General features: G+C 57.9%; 18 protein-coding genes. 10 read left to right on the forward strand and 8 right to left on the reverse strand.

The window, feature by feature from the left end; genetic code table 11:
• Positions 1 to 18: 18 nt before the first annotated feature.
• From Q0M74_RS03335 to Q0M74_RS03345, 3 genes are all read right to left on the reverse strand, one after another.
• A complete protein-coding gene (locus tag Q0M74_RS03335) occupies positions 19 to 1,482 on the reverse strand; it encodes an Hsp70 family protein (RefSeq protein ID WP_293951632.1) in 1,464 nt (487 codons plus the stop codon).
• A gap of 73 nt (positions 1,483 to 1,555) precedes the next feature.
• On the reverse strand, positions 1,556 to 1,864 hold the full coding sequence (locus tag Q0M74_RS03340) for a hypothetical protein (RefSeq protein WP_293951633.1): 309 nt from the start codon (positions 1,862 to 1,864) through the stop codon (positions 1,556 to 1,558).
• A gap of 329 nt (positions 1,865 to 2,193) precedes the next feature.
• A complete protein-coding gene (locus tag Q0M74_RS03345) occupies positions 2,194 to 2,508 on the reverse strand; it encodes a hypothetical protein (protein WP_293951634.1) in 315 nt (104 codons plus the stop codon).
• A 122-nt stretch (positions 2,509 to 2,630) separates the two neighbouring features.
• Here Q0M74_RS03345 and Q0M74_RS03350 point away from each other — a divergent pair, with 122 nt between their 5' ends.
• From Q0M74_RS03350 to Q0M74_RS03360, 3 genes are read left to right on the forward strand one after another with little or no spacing between them, the layout of a single operon-like run.
• Positions 2,631 to 5,342: a valine--tRNA ligase gene (locus Q0M74_RS03350; protein ID WP_293951648.1), complete on the forward strand. Its 2,712-nt coding sequence runs from the start codon at positions 2,631 to 2,633 to the stop codon at positions 5,340 to 5,342.
• On the forward strand, positions 5,342 to 6,850 hold the full coding sequence (locus Q0M74_RS03355) for a folylpolyglutamate synthase/dihydrofolate synthase family protein (protein ID WP_293951635.1): 1,509 nt from the start codon (positions 5,342 to 5,344) through the stop codon (positions 6,848 to 6,850). The genes Q0M74_RS03350 and Q0M74_RS03355 overlap by 1 nt, the downstream gene beginning before the upstream one ends.
• Complete coding sequence (locus tag Q0M74_RS03360) at positions 6,847 to 7,272, forward strand: DUF4233 domain-containing protein (RefSeq protein WP_293951636.1); 426 nt, start codon at positions 6,847 to 6,849, stop codon at positions 7,270 to 7,272. Before Q0M74_RS03355 ends, Q0M74_RS03360 begins: the two co-directional genes overlap by 4 nt.
• An 89-nt stretch (positions 7,273 to 7,361) precedes the next feature.
• Here the strand turns inward: Q0M74_RS03360 and Q0M74_RS03365 are convergent, their stop codons facing one another.
• Entirely contained in the window at positions 7,362 to 7,712 is a 351-nt protein-coding gene (locus tag Q0M74_RS03365) for a GNAT family N-acetyltransferase (RefSeq protein WP_293951637.1), read from the reverse strand.
• Between the two features lie 74 nt (positions 7,713 to 7,786).
• Here Q0M74_RS03365 and Q0M74_RS03370 point away from each other — a divergent pair, with 74 nt between their 5' ends.
• Together Q0M74_RS03370 and ndk are read left to right on the forward strand one after the other, a co-directional pair.
• Complete coding sequence (locus Q0M74_RS03370; protein ID WP_293951638.1) at positions 7,787 to 8,107, forward strand: hypothetical protein; 321 nt, start codon at positions 7,787 to 7,789, stop codon at positions 8,105 to 8,107.
• A 69-nt stretch (positions 8,108 to 8,176) separates the two neighbouring features.
• Positions 8,177 to 8,587 (forward strand): nucleoside-diphosphate kinase, encoded by a 411-nt coding sequence (ndk, locus tag Q0M74_RS03375; protein WP_293951639.1) that lies wholly within the window; start codon positions 8,177 to 8,179, stop codon positions 8,585 to 8,587.
• 54 nt (positions 8,588 to 8,641) lie between these two features.
• On the opposite strand, the gene Q0M74_RS03380 is transcribed toward ndk, so the two are convergent.
• From Q0M74_RS03380 to Q0M74_RS03390, 3 genes are all read right to left on the reverse strand, one after another.
• Positions 8,642 to 9,094, reverse strand: a complete 453-nt coding sequence (locus Q0M74_RS03380) for a carboxymuconolactone decarboxylase family protein (protein ID WP_293951640.1) — start codon at positions 9,092 to 9,094, stop codon at positions 8,642 to 8,644.
• On the reverse strand, positions 9,095 to 10,138 hold the full coding sequence (locus tag Q0M74_RS03385) for a pirin family protein (RefSeq protein ID WP_293951641.1): 1,044 nt from the start codon (positions 10,136 to 10,138) through the stop codon (positions 9,095 to 9,097).
• Between the two features lie 85 nt (positions 10,139 to 10,223).
• On the reverse strand, positions 10,224 to 10,955 hold the full coding sequence (locus Q0M74_RS03390; protein WP_293951642.1) for a hypothetical protein: 732 nt from the start codon (positions 10,953 to 10,955) through the stop codon (positions 10,224 to 10,226).
• 254 nt (positions 10,956 to 11,209) lie between these two features.
• Here Q0M74_RS03390 and Q0M74_RS03395 point away from each other — a divergent pair, with 254 nt between their 5' ends.
• The 3 genes from Q0M74_RS03395 to rpmA all read left to right on the forward strand — a co-directional run bounded on the left by Q0M74_RS03395 (position 11,210) and on the right by rpmA (position 15,497).
• On the forward strand, positions 11,210 to 14,659 hold the full coding sequence (locus Q0M74_RS03395) for an Rne/Rng family ribonuclease (RefSeq protein ID WP_293951649.1): 3,450 nt from the start codon (positions 11,210 to 11,212) through the stop codon (positions 14,657 to 14,659).
• Between the two features lie 226 nt (positions 14,660 to 14,885).
• The gene (rplU, locus tag Q0M74_RS03400) at positions 14,886 to 15,191 is read left to right on the forward strand and encodes a 50S ribosomal protein L21 (RefSeq protein WP_293951643.1); all 306 of its coding nucleotides are present in this window, start codon (positions 14,886 to 14,888) and stop codon (positions 15,189 to 15,191) included.
• Between the two features lie 39 nt (positions 15,192 to 15,230).
• A complete protein-coding gene (gene rpmA, locus Q0M74_RS03405) occupies positions 15,231 to 15,497 on the forward strand; it encodes a 50S ribosomal protein L27 (RefSeq protein WP_293951644.1) in 267 nt (88 codons plus the stop codon).
• Positions 15,498 to 15,693: 196 nt separating this feature from the next.
• Here the strand turns inward: rpmA and Q0M74_RS03410 are convergent, their stop codons facing one another.
• The gene (locus tag Q0M74_RS03410) at positions 15,694 to 16,359 is read right to left on the reverse strand and encodes a hypothetical protein (RefSeq protein ID WP_293951645.1); all 666 of its coding nucleotides are present in this window, start codon (positions 16,357 to 16,359) and stop codon (positions 15,694 to 15,696) included.
• 113 nt (positions 16,360 to 16,472) lie between these two features.
• On the opposite strand from Q0M74_RS03410, the gene Q0M74_RS03415 reads away from it, so the two are divergent.
• The gene (locus Q0M74_RS03415) at positions 16,473 to 17,390 is read left to right on the forward strand and encodes an aldo/keto reductase (RefSeq protein ID WP_293951646.1); all 918 of its coding nucleotides are present in this window, start codon (positions 16,473 to 16,475) and stop codon (positions 17,388 to 17,390) included.
• 120 nt (positions 17,391 to 17,510) lie between these two features.
• Positions 17,511 to 17,691, forward strand: a 181-nt coding sequence (locus Q0M74_RS03420; RefSeq protein ID WP_293951647.1) for a hypothetical protein, incomplete at its 3' end; no start/stop codon positions are given.

The following is a 17,691-nucleotide window of genomic DNA, read 5'->3' on the forward strand; positions in this document are numbered from 1 at the left end:
CGTGAGGGTCAAGTCATCTCAGATCAGATGGGTGATGCTCACGCCACCATCAACATCGATGCGGACAGAGGCAATGCCGTCTGCATCAACAGTGATGGTCTCTGTGACCTCAGGACCATCAAATGAGGTGATCTTAGTGGCATCCACATCAGTGATGGCAGGATCAAAAGGAACCTTGACCTCACTGACCAGGGAGATATCGCCGGGGCTGCCATCGACATTGAGGCTGGTGTACTCAACAAAGCGGAACCAGCCGATGTTGTGGGCGGCACGGTAACGGCGGGTCACCACGATCTCCCCGCCACTGTCAGCGGTGTCAGGGGAGATCAGCGGATCGAAGCTGACGGCACGGCCGGAATCGAATTCGCGGAAGACTCCGATGCCACGGGCGATCCGTTCCTGGAGGTGGAATCCGGAGGTGGGATCGGCCGCAATGGCCAGGCCCACGGCGGTGGAACCGGCGGGGAAGGGGGAGCGGTGGACACGACGCCCGAAACGCTCACGCAACATGCGCGGTACCAATGGTAGGGCAGTGGCACCGCCGACGAGGTAGATGCCAGCGACCTCTGAATCACGGAGATCATCAGAGCCGATCAGTGGTTCCATCACGTCCAGGGACTGTTCAATCAGGGGAGTGATTGCATCGTAGAAGTCATTGATCGGAATGGTGGTGTCCTTGCCTGCCACCTCAACCACGAGGCGGCGGGACTGTGGGACAAGGGCTTCCTTGGCGGTGCGGGCTTCGTCGACAAGCGTCTTTTTGGCGCGCGCACCGAAGGCGTCATCGTGTCTGCCAGCAACCTTGAGGGCAGCCTGGGCGAGCAGTTCATCAAAATCATCGCCGCCTAAGTGGGAGACACCCACCGAACCGATGACCTCATGATCCTTGCCATCCACACGGATGAGAGAGGAATCGAATGTTCCACCACCCAGGTCATAGATGAGAATGTCAGAACGCTTGGAGTTCAAGGTGTTGGCATGGCGGTGGGTGTATTCAAAGGCCGCCGCGCTGGGCTCATTGATCAGACCCTTGACCGTCACCCCGGCCTCGCTGAAAGCAGAGAGGGTGAGCAGACGCTGCGCGGAGTGCGCATTAGCAGGAATACCGAGGACAACCTCGATGTCAGTGGTGTCATTGATGCTGGCCTGGAAAGTGCGCAGGGCAGTGACAACGGTGTCGGCATAGGCACGCAGCACCTCAGCCAACGGGCGGGTGTTGTCTCCCAGTGCCACCGGAGTGTCGCCGGTGACTGCAGGCTGAGACATGATCCGTTTGAAGGAACGGATCAGGGTTGGTTCATCGGGCCCCAATCGGAGGGCATTCCAACCGACGAGGATGTCATCCCCGTCAAGTGCCACCACCGAGGGGATGTAATCTTGTGCATCGCCAAGGTAATCCTCGATGGTCACAACTGGATAATTACCGCGGTCGACTACGGCAGCAATTGTCCGCGTCGTTCCGACATCGATCCCAAAACGCATGTGTATGACCCTAGCAGTATTTTCAGCTTCTGCAGGGAAACAAAATGATGCATGTCACAATCACAAAAATGGGTTAAGCAGCAATGTTGTCCACAGCTTTGTTATGGCGTGCCGTAATGACAAGATCCGGCAGGAACCCCAGGAGGATCAGAACAACGGAGTGATAACCCCAGATATCTGAAAATGCGAAGGCAGTAAGGATAAGGAAGAAGATGGCCCCACCACGGATAACACGTGCCTTCACGGGGAAGTCACGTTTCCCTTCGCGGAGCTGGAAAATTTTGCGTCCGGGATTGGCTGCAGCTATCTGTTGGGTGCTGATGACGATGAGTGCCACACCGAGAATCCACGCCATGGCCCCTGCATATAAATAAATGCTCACACTACTCGGCTCCTGAGTGAATGATTGTGCTGCATGGTGAGGAGAATTGCTGGCAGGAATCCCACTGCCATGAGGATTATGGCGTAGAAGCTCCACCCCTGGAAAAGTAGAAGTCCTGAGAGGAACAGGAGACCAGCCCCACCACTACGGAATAATCTCGCCTGGTCTGGGTCGACATGTTCCCGGCTGTAGAAATGGGGAATCCTCTGTCTAGGATTGGCATCCATCTGTTTCTTGGTAGCCAGGACTATGAGTAACTCCGCCAGAACCCACACCATTGCACCCACCACTAAATATATGGTCATGTGTTCCAGGATAATGGGAAAGCCCTAGCTCCGGGGTGGTTCGTGTTGCCGCAACTGACGGTTATGGGTGCTGAACAGGATGAATTCGGGGAGAATCATGGCTATAAAGAGCAGATAAGCGTATAGGCCCCATCGGTCCTGGAGCGTGATGACAGTCCAGATGATCAGGGCATAACCCACCATTCGGAGCAGGATGGTCGGCGATGGGATATTCTCAGGACGCTTGTAGTGGGGGATAGGGCGGTTGGGGTTGGCCTCCACAGTTTTCCAGGCGGCGATGGTCATGAGCATTAAGCCGACGGTGAAGATCGCAACTTCATCAAACAGGTATGTGGGCATATATTTACTCTAGGTGTTCAGAAACAGGCCTGCAGAAAGAATACCCGCACAATACAAGAGGACATCACGCGGAAAAATCACAGAAACACCTGCATATAGAAAGCAGCACCCCAGGGGTTATGATGGTCTGCGTGACTGACCAGAATAATGAGAACTCAAGCCAGAACCGCGCAGACAAGCTACCCAAGTCCTGGGATCCCAAGGCCGTAGAAGCCGATCTCTACCAGGGCTGGGTGGATGCTGGGTACTTCACCGCTGATCCAGCCAGTGACAAGCCTGGCTATTCCATTGTTCTGCCCCCTCCGAATGTGACCGGCCAGCTCCACATGGGCCACGCACTGGACCACACCCTCATGGATGCTCTCGCACGCCGCAAGCGCATGCAGGGATTCGAGGTGCTGTGGCTGCCGGGTATGGACCACGCCGGTATCGCCACCCAGACCCGTGTTGAGTCCATGCTCAAGGAGACCGAGGGCAAGACCCGCTATGACTTCTCCCGCGAGGAGTTCATCGAGAAGGTCTGGGAGTGGAAGAAGGAATACGGCGGCAAGATCGGCGATCAGATGCGGGCCATCGGCGATTCCGTCGACTGGTCCCGTGAGCGCTTCACCCTGGATGAGGGCCTCTCCCGCGCAGTGCAGACCATCTTCAAGCAGCTCTATGATTCCGGCATGATCTACCAGGCCAACCGACTGGTCAACTGGTCCCCGGTCCTGGAGACCGCGGTCTCTGACATTGAGGTTGTGTACAAGGATGTCGAGGGTGAGCTTGTCTCCATCCGCTACGGCTCCCTCAATGATGATGAGCCCCATGTCGTCGTCGCCACCACCCGTGTCGAGACCATGCTTGGCGACGTCGCCGTGGCCGTCCACCCCGATGATGAACGCTACAAGCACCTGGTGGGCACCACCCTGCCGCACCCATTCCGTGATGACCTCAGCTTGAAGGTTGTCGCTGATGACTACGTGGATCCTGAATTCGGTTCCGGCGCGGTGAAGATCACCCCGGCACATGACCCCAATGACTATGCACTCGGCCAGCGCCACAACCTGGACATGCCGACCATCATGGACAAGACCGGTCATATCGCTGACACCGGCACCCAGTTTGATGGCCTGTCCCGTGAAGAGGCACGCGTGAAGGTCCGCGAGGCACTCGCGGAACAGGGACGCATCGTCAAGGAGGTCCGCCCTTACGTCCACTCCGTCGGACACTCCGAGCGTTCCGGTGAGGCCATCGAGCCACGCCTGTCGCTGCAGTGGTGGGTCAAGGTTGAGGAACTGGCCAAGATGTCCGGTGACGCCATCCGTGAGGGTGACACCACCATCCACCCGAAGTCCCTGGAGCCACGCTTCTTCGACTGGGTCGATGACATGCACGACTGGTGTATCTCACGACAGCTGTGGTGGGGACACCGCATCCCGATCTGGTACGGACCAGAAGGCGATGTCATCTGTGTGGGACCTGATGAGCAGGCACCAGAGGGCTACACCCAGGACCCAGACGTTCTGGACACCTGGTTCTCCTCCGCGCTGTGGCCATTCTCCACCATGGGTTGGCCAGACAAGACCCCTGAGCTGGACAAGTTCTACCCGACCTCCGTTCTGGTCACGGCCTATGACATCCTCTTCTTCTGGGTTGCCCGCATGATGATGTTCGGCACCTTCGCCGCACAGCAGACCCCTGAGCTGCTCGGTGAAGGTAAAGACGGACGCCCACAGGTGCCGTTCACCGATCTCTTCCTCCACGGCTTAGTCCGTGATGAGCACGGCCGCAAGATGTCCAAGTCCCTGGGCAACGGCATCGACCCGATGGACTGGGTGGAGGACTACGGTGCTGACGCACTGCGCTTCACCCTGGCCCGTGGCGCCAACCCGGGTGTTGACCTGCCGGTCGGTGAGGACTCCGCACAGAGCTCCCGTAACTTCGCCACCAAGCTCTTCAACGCCACCCGCTTCGCACTTATGAATGGTGCTGTCTCCACCGGCCTGCCTGCCCGTGAGGACCTCACCGATGCGGACCGTTGGATCCTGGACCGTCTGGAAGAAGTCCGTGGACATGTTGACGCCTACCTGGACAACTACCAGTTCGCCAAGGCGAATGAGGAGCTCTACCACTTCGCATGGAATGAGTTCTGTGACTGGTACCTGGAGATCGCCAAGGTCCAGATCCCACGCGAGGGCGAAAGCGAACAGGGTCGCAACACCCAGCAGGTGCTCGGCCATGTCCTGGATGCGCTGCTGCGTCTGCTGCACCCGGCGATGCCTTTCGTCACCGAGGTCCTCTGGCAGGCACTGACCGATGGCGAGTCCATCGTCATCTCCTCCTGGCCAACCCAGGAAGACACCAATGGTGGCGTCGCCGTGGACACCGATGCGGCACGCCGTGTCGCGGACATCGAAAAGCTCGTCACCGAGATCCGTCGTTTCCGCGCTGATCAGGGTGTCAAGCCTTCCCAGAAGGTCCCAGCACGTCTGGACTTCGAGGCCTGCGACCTCAGCAACCTCGAAGGTGCCGTCCGTGCACTGGTCCGCATCGAAGAGCCAGCTGAAGACTTCGAAGCCTCCGCCAGCCTGGAGGTCCGTCTGACCACTGCCACCGTAACCGTGGAACTGGACACCTCCGGAACCGTGGATGTGGCTGCAGAACGCAAGCGTCTGGAAAAGGACCTGGCCACCGCGCACAAGGAACTTGAGACCACCGCCAAGAAGCTGGGCAATGAGGCCTTCCTGGCCAAGGCGCCTGATGCCGTGGTGGATAAAATCCGGGGCCGCCAGCAGGTGGCAGAGGAAGAAGTAGAGCGCATCACCAAGCGTCTGGAGGAACTGGGTTAGTGGCAAATAATGAGGAGCATGACCTCGAGGAATTCGGGGACGTTACGCTCAATGAGACAGGACTCTCCCTGCCGATCGACCTCACCGGTGAAACCGAGGCACCTGCCTCGGAGAAGATCACCCCGGAGGATCTGGCCAGGCTCGCTGTAGTTGAGGCTGAGCTGGATGAACGCTGGTTGGAAACTAAAATTGATCCAACCCTGAAGCGCATTGCCGATGTCATGGACTTCATGGGCAACCCGCAGCACAGCTTCCCATCGATCCATATCGCCGGAACCAACGGCAAGACCTCCACCACCCGCATGGTGGAGTCCCTGCTGCGTGCCTTCCACCGCCGAACAGGTAGGACCACCAGCCCACATCTGCAGCTGGTGACCGAACGCATCGCCATTGACGGCAAACCGATTCACCCGCGTGACTTCGTGCGCATCTATGAGGAGATCAAGCCTTACCTTCAGATGGCTGATGATAAGTCAGTAGCTGAGGGGGGCCCGCTGATGAGTAAATTCGAGGTGCTCGTGGCGCTGGCCTATGCGGCCTTTGCCGATGCTCCGGTTGACGTCGCAGTTATTGAGGTCGGCCTGGGTGGACGTTGGGATGCCACCAATGTGATCAACGCTGAGGTTGCCGTGGTGACGCCTGTGGGCATGGACCACACTGATCGCCTGGGCAACACCTTGGGGGAGATCGCCGCTGAGAAGGCCGGCATCATCAAGCCACGTCCAGAAGCCGAGGACTACCTCACCCCTGCGGAAAATGTGGTCATCGTGGGCAAGCAGGATCCAGAGGCCATGAAGGTCATCCTGGAACAGGCCGTTGAGGTGGAAGCTGCCGTTGCTCGCCTAGACATGGAGTTCGGTGTGGTGGAATCCACCATCGCCGTTGGTGGACAGCAGTTGATCCTGCGAGGTCTCGGTGGCGAATACACTGATATCTTCCTGCCCCTGTCCGGTGCACACCAGGCGGAAAACGCCGCCGTGGCATTGGCTGCGGTGGAGGCGTTCTTCGGCGCCGCTGCCGATCGCGCTTTGGATATTGAGATTGTCCGTGAGGGCTTTGCCCAGGTGCAGTCCCCAGGCCGACTGGAGCGCCTGCGCTCGGCACCGACGGTGTTCATCGATGCCGCCCACAACCCCCATGGTGCAGCTGCCCTGGGTGCTGCACTGGACCGCGACTTTGAATTCCGTCGTCTCATCGGTGTTGTCGGTGTACTGGGTGACAAGGATGCCCGCGGAATCTTGGAGAACCTGGAACCCTACTTGCATGAGGTGGTGTGCACCCAGACCACCTCTGAGCGTGCATTGGATGCCTATGATCTGGCAGAATACGCTCGAGAGATCTACGGCGATGAGCGCGTGCACGTTACCGAAAACCTTCCGGGCGCGGTGGAACTGGCCATTGAACTGGCCGAGGACACCGATGTCCAGTCCGGTTCAGGGGTTGTCATCACCGGTTCCATCGTGACCGCCGGTGATGCACGCACCCTGTTCGGAAAGGAACCTGCATGAGTAAGCGCGATGAAACAGTAGAGTACGGTCCACTCGGCCCCGGTCACGAACCACTGAAGGACCCGATGAAGGGTATCCGTGGTGTGATGGCTGGAACCCTGGTCATGGAGGCCATCACCATTGCTCTCGTGCTGACGGTGATCCTGCGGGTAGACAACGGCTCATACTGGACCACCTTCAACTGGGTGTACGTGACCGCCGTGGCTGTGGCCATGCTGGTGGCTGCCTTCATGCAGCGTTTCAACTGGTCCATCATGATGAACATGGGTCTGCAGGTGCTGGCCCTTGCTGGAGTATTCGTCCACTTTTCCATGGGAATCGTGGCCGTCATCTTCATCCTGGTCTGGGTTTACCTGCTTTTCCTGCGCAAGAACCTCATCGAGCGCATGCGACGTGGACTGCTGACCACCCAGCACCTGTAACCCCCTGCTTGACGACGAAAACCCCGGCGCACCAACTTTTTCGGTGCCGCCGGGGTTCGTTTTCGGGGTGGGTTTTTAGAGGCAGGGGACTAGCGCTTCATCTCCCTGATGAAGGCCATGTCATCCTTGGTGCCATCACGGTAGGCACCGTCATAGCCCTTCTTCTCCACATGGCCTTTGACAAAGGGGCACAACCCGACGACAACCTGACCGCTGGGGAAGGTGTCCTTGAGGGCTTCACCCACGAGGATGGAAGCCAGGCCGCGTCCACCGAACTGATCATCAATTTCGGTGTGGTAGAAAATCCGGTCATTGTCATTGATCAGATACTCCGCGAAACCAGCGGGCTTGGCAGCATCGGCGTAGGTGATCTCATAGCGGCTCTCCGCCTCATTGCGGGAGACGCTGACATCATTGTTCTTCTTATCAACCAGGGTCATGTGCTTCCTCCTAATGTGGGGTGGTGGACCCCACTGTATGGAAAAGTTGTCTGTCCCGCCGTAACTTGATGGGTATGCGAAACCCCAAGTCCGCCCTGGTCTTTTCCGTTGCTGTGCTGTTCTGTGTGGTGGCAGTGATCACCCGGATTGCCGGATCACCGGTGATTGTTCCGATCCTGGCCATCGCCATTGCCGGTGTGGCACTGGTGGTGGGAATGCGCAACCGTGCCAGCGGACTGACAGTGGACCAGCCGGTGGTGTTCACCGCGGAGCAGGTCAAGGAACTGCAGGAACTGAAAAGCCAGGGCCAGGAAAGTGCTGCGATCCGGCAGGCCCAGCTGTGGAGCAGGGGAGCCTCCGCAACCGCTGTGGCAGAGGCTGTTCAGAAGCTTTAGAGGAATCAAAAGAGGCCAAGGGGGACCTCGTTGCGACAGAATGGTACTCATTAGGTAGAATCTCCGAGCATGACTGAACGTACTCTCATCCTCATCAAGCCAGACGGCGTCACCAACGGCCACGTCGGCGAAATCATCGCCCGCATCGAGCGCAAGGGCCTGAAGCTTGCTGCTCTGGACCTCCGTGTCGCTGACCGCGAGACCGCTGAAAAGCACTACGAGGAGCACGCTGACAAGCCGTTCTTCGGTGAGCTCGTCGAGTTCATCACCTCCGCACCACTGATCGCTGGCATCGTCGAGGGCCCACGCGCCATCGACGCATGGCGTCAGCTCGCTGGTGGCACCGACCCAGTTGCCAAGGCAACCCCAGGTACCATCCGCGGCGACTTCGCTCTGACCGTCGGCGAGAACGTTGTCCACGGCTCCGACTCCCCTGAGTCCGCTGAGCGCGAGATCTCCATCTGGTTCCCGAACCTGTAAAGATCAAATAAAAAAGCACCCACCACATACGGTGGGTGCATTTTTTATGTCTTATTAAAGCAGTGGGTGACCACTGGCGATGGACACACGGTTGAAGGCATTGATCATGATGATCGCCCACTCAAGGGCAGCCACCTGTTCTTCGGCGAAGACACTACAGGCAGTACGAGCCGCCAAGTGGCCTTCATTGCGGTCCAGCAGGGTGAGAGATTCCGCCAACTGCAGGGCAGCCTTCTCTTCCGGGGTGTACTCATCCACCATGCGCCATGCAGGAAGGGCATCAAGCTTCTTCTCCGGCACACCGGCCTTGCGGGCAGCCGGGACATGGATGCTCAGGCAGGTGCCACAACCATTGATCTGGGAGACGCGCACGCTGACCAGCTCAATGAGGGATTTAGGAAGATCGACCTCCGGGTAGAGCTTATTCAGTGTCTTGGACACCTCCACCAGCTGCTTATACGGCTCTGGGTAGAACTTGTCGATGTACGGTCCATGCTTAGAACGCATTTAATCAATCCTCAAATCTGGTCGTGCAGTTGGTTCTGGATTCACTCGTGCCTTGATCACTGAATTCGGCAGCTTTGGCGCTGGCAGTCTGTGCAGGCCATCGCTTTGATGGCTGACATAACCACGGGTAATGCCGAAACGATCATCATGATCATTCCACTGCTCCTGGAACTGCTTGATCTCTTCATGGTTACGTCCGATGAAGTTCCACCACATCACGATGTCCTCGGTGAAGGGCTCACCACCGATGAACAGCAGCAGCCCCGGGGTGTCACCGGTGTTATGGATGCGCAGCATCTTCTCACCCACACCGGTGTAGGCCAGTTCCCGGGGTTGGACGGTGACACCCTCAAGTTGGATATCACCGGAATCCACCAGCAGTCCGTGCTCGTGCTCCGGATTGACTTCAATAGTCATGGTTTCACCGGGATTGACTCGCAGTTCCGCACCGACCAAGGGGGTGAAGGTGGTGACAGGGGAGGACGCTCCCAGGAGATCACCGAGGAAGACGCGTGCAGTGCCACCCTCCACGTTGATCAACTCTGGTGCATAGTGATCGAAACGGCGTGGACCATTGCGGTCACTATCGGGCAGGACCGTCCACAGCTGCACACCGTGCAGAGTGGTGACCGGGGTGGCAGACACCTCGGAGTGGCAGATGCCGGCGCCGGCGGTCATGAGATTGACCTCGCCGGGAAGAACCACAGCGTGGTTACCACCGGAATCATGGTGGGTGACCTCGCCCTCAAATAGCCAGGTGACGGTCTGCAGGCCGGTGTGTGGATGGGGTGGAACATCCATACCGCCAGAAGCGGACACATCATCGGGGCCATAATGGTCCACAAAACACCAGGCACCGATCAGGGTGCGCTGACGCTGGGGAAGTGTGCGGTGCACCGTCATGGCGCGCGGTCCGCCAAGCGGGACTGTGCGGGCGGTGATGATCTCCACATCCGCACCGCCTTCACATTGTGGATTCGTGGGTGTTCCGGGTGCGGGTTGCGCAAGTTCGTATTCTTCGGGGTTGGGTTCCAGATTGGACATGGCGAAAGCTCCTGGGCTGAGGAAATCTATTGATCAAAGCGTTGGGGACCAGTATAACCACAAATGTTGTTGATGTGTCTACAATTTATCTGCCGCTGTGTAATTCCTTCATTAAAACCACACCTTTCTCGGTGAGTTCGAAGAAGAATTTTCCTGGATCACCACCGGCCATGATGACGGATTTGCTGGTGATGCCGCGCTGTTCGAGTGCTCGGGATACTGCGTGGACCTGAGCTACATCCCAGTCCAAGACCTTGGCCAGCCGACGCGCCCTGACCCGTGTGCCATCGATGGCACCATGGGCAACCAGCCCCCGGACCAGCAGCTGAGGATCCGGTTGATCAAGGGCGTCCAGATCAGAGGCGGTCACCGAATCCAGTGAGGCATTGTCAATGATCTGCTTGATGAGCTCCTTCTTCCGGCGGTGGGGGAGCATGGTCTGCCGGGCGAGGGAATAAGTGAAGGCGGAACCGAAGGCCACACCATAGAGGGAGGACGACCACAGTGGAGGGAGCCCGAAAAGTGCTTGGTCCCCGGTGAAGATATCGATGGCCAACACTGTCGCCGGAACCGCCAGGGAGATCATCGCTCGGCGTTCATCACCCTTGGTGGTGTGGATCTTCCACCCGTCCATGTCTTTTCCGTGGTTCGGCGGGAAAGGGATCAGTATTGAGGCCACCGCCAGAATGAACAGGGGGATAGAAGCCCAGACCTCAAATTCCATGGTGATTCTGGCAGTACTGAGCAACACGGCCATGGGGAGGAACTTCCAGAGTTCTGGTGGCTCCGCCCCTGCGCGCTTTTCAATTTCACCCATATATAGAGAACATACGGGATTGAATACGAGGCTGCGCCTGGGAATGTGGAACAATGGTGCGAAGGGTTGGTTTTATGTGCCCGATAATTTTTGAAAACTTGTACATAGTTGTAGACGATCGCACCACTACCTGTGCGGCGGCGGCAGGGAAAGACCGAGATTGGACATGGTCATCTGCCAGCGCCCGGGAACACTGCACGTGCGGTCAAGAGATAAGAAAATAGGAGTTCGCCTTGGCAAAAAAGAAGGCCCCCATAACTTCACAGGAGACGGATGTATCACCTTCCGCCGTTCTCGCTGCGGATTTTGACCGTTCCCAACTGGGGGAGAAGACCCGTGTCCACCAGTTGGCTAAGCAGCTTGGGCTGATGTCCAAGGACCTAGTTGTTGCGCTGGATTCCATCGGCCTGGTGAAGGTTGCACAGTCCAGTCTGAACCTAGACGAGGCTCATAAGCTTCTCGACGTCCTGGCCAAGCCAGTCCAGGACGCCCCGGCAGATGCTGTACCCGATGTGGAACCGGTGGAGAAGATCCGTCGCCGCGTGGAAAAGAACGTGGCTAATGAGATCCATCAGATCGAAGAAAAAGTTGAGCGTGAGCTCGCCGAGGTCGCTGAACCTGCTGCAGCCGTTGAAGCTCTTGAAGTCTCCGAGCTCCCGAACCCCGAGCCGGAAATCGAAGCTGTTGACCTGATTGCTGCGGCTGAAGCAGAGATGCATGCGGAGCTGCTCGAGGACATCATCCCGGAGATCACCCCACCGCCAGCAGAGGCAACGATCTATGCCCCGATCTTTGTGGCACCGGAAATGATCCCCACCGAGGATATTCACGACACCGATGACACCCAGGTGCAGGAACGCGCAGCGCGCAAGCGCCGTGGCCGCCGGGGCACCGGCCGCGGCCGGGGACCGGAAGTGCCGCAGGAGGTGGCGGAAGAGACGTCGACAAGCACCGTTGAGGCGGAAGAACCTGAGGTTGTTGACGAACCCGTCGGTATCAAGGGCTCAACCCGTTTGGAGGCGCAGCGTCGCCGCCGCACCGAGATGCGCGAAGAAGGCCGCAAGAAGCGTCACGTGGTGAGCACCCAGGAATTCATGGAACGCCGTGAATCCATGGAACGCCGCATGATCGTGCGTGAGCGTCACCGCCATGACAACTCCGGCCTGGTCACCCAGGTCGGCGTGATGGAGGACGACCTGCTGGTTGAGCAGTTCGTCACCTCTGATGCGCAGTCCTCCATGGTGGGTAATATCTACCTGGGCCGTGTGCAGAATGTGCTGCCGAGCATGGAAGCCGCATTCATTGATATCGGCAAGGGGCGCAACGGTGTGCTCTACGCCGGCGAAGTGGACTGGAAGGCAGCAGGCCTCGGTGGCCGCGGACGCCGCATCGAGCAGGCACTCAAATCCGGTGACAAGGTGCTGGTCCAGGTGACCAAGGACCCATTGGGCCATAAGGGCGCACGCCTGACCACCCAGATTTCTCTGGCGGGCCGCTACCTGGTCTATGTTCCAGGTGGCCGCAGCGCAGGAATCTCCCGCAAACTGCCAGGACCTGAGCGTAAGCGACTCAAGGAAATCCTGGGACGCGTGGTTCCACCGCAGGGCGGCACCATCATCCGTACCGCCGCTGAAGGTGTCTCCGAGGAGAACATCTCCGCCGATGTGAACCGTCTGCACACCCTGTGGGAACAGATCCAGGAACGCACCAAGGTGGAGAAGAAGTCCCGCAACGCCCAGCCGGTCACCATGTACGAAGAGCCGGACATGCTGGTCAAGGTCATCCGTGACCTGTTCAATGAGGATTTCACCTCCCTCATCGTGGATGGCGACCGCGCATGGAACACCGTGCGTGCCTACATCCAGTCCGTCGCCCCTGACCTGGTCAGCCGTGTGGAGCACTTCGAGCGCGCAGATTTTGAGGGTAAGGATGCCTTTGAAGCCTTCGATCTCAACCGGCAGCTGGAAGAAGCACTGTCCCGGAAGGTTGATCTGCCTTCCGGTGGCTCGCTGATCATTGACAAGACCGAGGCCATGACGGTCATCGACGTTAACACCGGGCGCTACACCGGCAAGGGTGGTGGCAACCTGGAGGAAACCGTCACTCTCAACAACATTGAGGCTGCTGAGGAGATCGTCCGTCAGATGCGTCTGCGCGATCTCGGCGGCATGATCGTGGTCGACTTCATCGACATGGTCCTGCCTGAGAACCAGGAACTGGTGCTGCGTCGACTCAATGAGGCACTGGAAAATGACCGCACCCGCCACCAGGTTTCCGAGGTCACCTCACTCGGCCTGGTTCAGATGACGCGTAAGCGCATCGGTGCCGGCCTGCTGGAAACCTTCTCCTCTGAATGTGAGCACTGTGAAGGTCGCGGCTTGGTTATTCACCAGGACCCAGTGGATACCGTTGATGCCCGTGTGGAGGCCAAGGCTGAGGAGCGCACCAACCGCCATAAGCGGAATCGGGAATCGCAGAAGCCGGTCACTGATCCCGCCCAGCACCCGATGGTTGTAGCCATGCAGGACCTCGTCGATGACGAAGAGCATGACATGGACAAGGAATTCGAGGACCTTGCTGCCTCTGTCATCCTCGGCGATCACTCCGATTCTGGTGACACGGTTGACACCGTCGAAGCAGATGAGGTTGTCTCCACCGTGGAACCAGAGGAAGGCCCACGTCGACGTGCCCGCAGGCGCCGCGGCAAGCAGCAGCCTGTTGCTGAGACTGATTCCTCTCACACCATCTCTGTTGGTGCTGACGATATCGCCGCGATCGCCGCTGCGGCAGTGGATATCGCCAATGAGGAAGATCCGGATGAGCCATCCGGATCCAACTATGTGGCCGATACGATCGATGTCGCTGTGGATGAGCGCTTCTTTGAAGATGATCATGCGGTTGTGGAGCCTGCTCCTGAGGTTCGCACCTCTGGTGGCTCTACTGAGGGTTCTGTTGATGGTTCTTCCTACCAGGAGGCTTTGGCTGAATTTGAGGCCAGCCCGCGTCGCCGTCGTGGTACCCGCGGAAACTCCCGTTCGGATCATGCGCCGAAGAGGGAGGACTTCAAGTCCGAACCGACCCGTTTTTCACGGGGCAGGAAGTCAGTGGTGGAGCCGGCAGCTGCACCAGTGGCAGAGCCTGCTGTGGTGACTGAGGTTCAGCCTGCAAGTGAGCAGCGTGCACCTCAGCAGGATGAGCGCAAGGGTGACGAGAGGTCACGTCGACGACGTAGCCGTGGACGCGGACTTAGCCAGACTCCAGTGGTGCAGCAGGAAGAAGCTGCAGCTGTGGCGGAAGCAGCGACCGAGGAGAAGGCATCTCGCCGCAACCGTCCGAGTGAGGTCGCGGCAAGCGCCCCATCAACTCGCCCGGGACGTGTGCGGCGTCGTGCAGTGCGTCGGATGAGCAGTGATATTGAAGCGCTCGATGATGCAGCACCAGTGGCACCATCCACGCCTGCAGTTGCGGCGGCCCCGGAGGTTCAGGAATCAGTGGAGGGGCAGGTATCCAGCCCGAACCGCCGCCGTCGCCGCCGTGCTGTGCGTCTGGCATCAAACTCTTCATCTGAAGTACCTGCACAGCGGAATAGTCCAGCATCATCGGAAGCACAGGATGCTCCCCGGAGTGAGCTGCGGAATGAGCCACGGAAGCAGAACTCTGGTGCGCGCCGTCGTCGTGTTACCAGGAAACCGCAACGTGGCTAGGGGCCTAAACGCGGTTTGTATTTGAGCCGCGTTTAGGGGTAGTCTTGGACAGTCGCTGTTTTAGGCTATGTCAGTAATGCCCATTAGCCCATTTCACGGCGAATGAGTGCGTGACACTGGGCCCTTGTTGGTCCAGCATGCCCAAAACGCAATTGTAAAAGTAGTCCAATCAGGCCGTCCCCGCTCGGGGAGCCTGAGCCGAGAATCAGATAAGGGGTAGCCCTCTATGTACGCGATCGTCAAGACCGGCGGAAAGCAGTACAAGGTTGCCGAAGGCGACTTCGTAAAGGTCGAGAAGATCGAGGGTGAGCCGGGTGCCTCCGTAGCTCTCACCCCGGTTCTGCTCGTCGATGGCGCCGATGTGACCACCGCCGCTGACAAGCTCGCTTCTGTGAGCGTCAACACCGAGATCGTCGAGCACGTTAAGGGCCCGAAGATCAAGATCCTGAAGTACAAGAACAAGACCGGTTACAAGAAGCGCCAGGGACACCGTCAGAAGCTGACCGTCCTGAAGGTCACCGGAATCAAGTAAGCCTGTCGGCTTTATTTCCTTTGAAGGAGGGAATCCAGAATGGCAACCAAGAAGGGTGCATCAAGCTCCAGCAACGGTCGTGACTCTGAGGCCAAGCGCCTTGGCGTTAAGCGATTCGGTGGCCAGCAGGTGAACGCAGGAGAGATCCTCGTTCGTCAGCGCGGCACCAAGTTCCACCCAGGCGAGAACGTCGGTCGCGGTGGCGACGACACTCTCTTCGCTCTGAAGACCGGTGCGGTCGAGTTCGCTACCAAGCGTAACCGTCGCGTCGTGAACATCGTCGAGAACGAGGCTGTGGACGCTTAAGTCTCTCAAGCCCCACCCCGGCCGGCGCTACGCACCGGCCACCTCGATCAGATAATGATCAGAAGCTGCCCGTTACCTTCACATTGTTGAAGGTGACGGGCAGTTTTGTATGTGCCCATGGCCAGGCGGATTCTAGGAGTTCCCAAAGACAGAAGGACTCCCTGCCTTTAGTCAGAGAGTCCAGTCAGAGAGAAACCTACTCGGCTACGTCTTCCCATTCATGGCCAGCATCAAAGTCAGCCACACCGTTGAACCAACCGGTGATCAGTGCAATGACATCCTTCGGAGTCTTCACGGCAGTGCCTTGAACGGTCTTGTCTGCACCGGAGCGGTATTCCACCAACCAGTTCTTCTCATCCGCACGGTAGAGGGTCTGGATGAAGTGTGCATCATCAGCCACGCGGGTGACACGGAGATAGGGAGCCAGCGAGTCCTTCAGACGCAGGACCTCCAACAGGAGATGTGGCAGTCCATAAGCGGAGAAGCCGGGGGAGAAGAACTTGTCAGTCTGGACCACAGCATCGGTGTCTTCATCACCAAAGAGCAGGATCACATCCGAGTTCATATCGGCCAGTCCGAGACCATAGTCCACGGCAATCTCAGACAGCCAGGCAGCGGTGGCTTCCGCATCGTTATAGTTGGTGGCCACATATAGGCAGCGATCACCGGAGAGCTGGATGGGGGTGTCATCCTCAAGCGTGATGCCAGCTGGAACAGTCGCGCCCAGACCTGCAGCAAGTGATTCCAGCACCGGGGTGGTGGATGCTTCTGCAAAATCGATGCGTTCTGTCAGAGGCGACTTGGAAAAGCGGGCGTTTCCGGGGTCACCATCGGTTTCAAAGAGGACGAAGTCATAGCTCATGCTTTCCAAGCATAGAGCCGTGCCAGCAGGGGACCACACCGCCCCCACGGTCTTCCGCAATATAGTGGACGGGATAGTTGTTGCCTCGTTGATGAGAAAAGGAAAATCCACATATGTCGATTGTTGGTACCGGTTCATTCTTCGGTTCACCGGAGGAAGAGCGCGATAAGCTCATGCAGGCACTCATGGCTAAGAAGAAGGAGACCACGAACCCGGTCACCATCCCTGAAGTGATCCTGAATGATGGCAACACCATCCCGCAGTTGGGTTTCGGTGTGTTCAAGGTGGATCCGGAGGAAACTGAGCGTGTGGTGTCCGAGGCACTTGCGGCAGGTTACCGCCACATTGACACCGCGGCCTTCTACGGTAATGAGGAAGGCGTCGGGCGTGCGATTGCACAGTCCGGTATTCCTCGCGATGAGCTGTATGTGACCACCAAGCTGTGGCCGAGCCGCTTCGATGATGCAGAGGTAGCCTTCACCGAATCCCTGAACAAGCTCGGCCTGGATTATGTTGATCTCTTCCTGCTGCACTGGCCAGCACCGAAGAACAACAACTTTGTCACAGCGTGGAAGGAACTGGAGCAGCTTGGTCAGCGCTCCCGCTCCATCGGCGTGTGCAACTTCCTGCCGGAGCACCTAGCCAAGCTTATCGACGAAGCCACCATCGTCCCCGCCATCAACCAGTTTGAGTTGCACCCGGCCCTCCAGCAGCGTGAAACCCAGGAAGCATCCAGGGCAGCAGGCATCGCCGTTGAATCCTGGGGGCCACTGGGCCAGGGACGCTATGACCTGTCTAAGGAAGCCCCCATCATGGCTGCCGCAGAAAACCACGGAAAGACCCCGGCCCAGGTGGTGCTGCGCTGGCATCTCCAGCACGATGTCATTGTGTTCCCGAAGACCGTCAACCCGGAACGCATGCGGGAGAATATCAACGTCTTTGACTTTGAACTCACCACCGAAGAGATGCTGGCCATTGACGGACTGGAGCGCGGTGCCCGTGGCGGTTCCCACCCTGATGACATCAACTAGGATGCATTAGTTGCTCAAAGCATAAAGAAGCGGGGGGGTTTACAAAAGATAAATGAGCCCCGTACATGGGAAAGGGGTGCTGTAAAAATGAAAATTACATTTACCTTTAAACCATAGTTTATGTCACGCGATAATTTTAAAATAGAAATACCAGAAATAGCAAACACCAAAATGAAGTTGTTTGTTAATGATGAATATATTGGGGATGTCACAACCGAACAGTCTTCTCAAATAAGGATTGATGTTTGCAAATATATTAATGAAACAAAGCAAGAATATTATAAGTTATTTAATGAAGTAA

Source organism: uncultured Corynebacterium sp. (assembly GCF_945649885.1).
Taxonomy (GTDB): domain Bacteria; phylum Actinomycetota; class Actinomycetes; order Mycobacteriales; family Mycobacteriaceae; genus Corynebacterium.